Source organism: Lysinibacillus sp. 10T31 (assembly GCF_056394365.1).
Genome location: NZ_JBFTHS010000253.1, coordinates 1 through 383, shown reverse-complemented (window position 1 = coordinate 383; position 383 = coordinate 1). Strand labels below are relative to the sequence as shown.

1 protein-coding gene is annotated in these 383 nt (G+C 54.3%); it reads left to right on the top strand.

Translation table 11 applies throughout. From position 1 onward, the window contains the following. The coding region (locus tag AC1DCY_RS27900) for a hypothetical protein (protein ID WP_477356087.1) at positions 1–383 on the top strand (383 nt) is incomplete at both ends.

Here is a 383-nt window from a genome sequence, read left to right as displayed (position 1 = left end):
CATTAAAGGTATTGAGAACCAACAGAGCATCGGTATTGGCGGGAGTGTTTTCGTCAGTTCTCGCATCGTCAGTCGGTGCGGCCACCGTAGAGATGACCGCCGTGTTCCGGCCTGATCCGGCAAAGCCGATGCAAAATGCTTTTGTAAACACAACACCACAAGGCGGTTATTGTGGCGATCATCCGGCCTATTGCGAAAACGGGGTCTTCAGCATCGCCCTGCCGATTCGTTTCAAGTCGATCGCCCCCATCCTTCCACTGCATGACGAACGTCAGGGCCCGATGTTCAAGGTGCCGTCGTACTGGAAAGAAGTCACTGTCATCCATGACGGAACCGGTCAACCCGAGACGGTTAAAATGCGCATCAACGGTATAGGTGCGGCC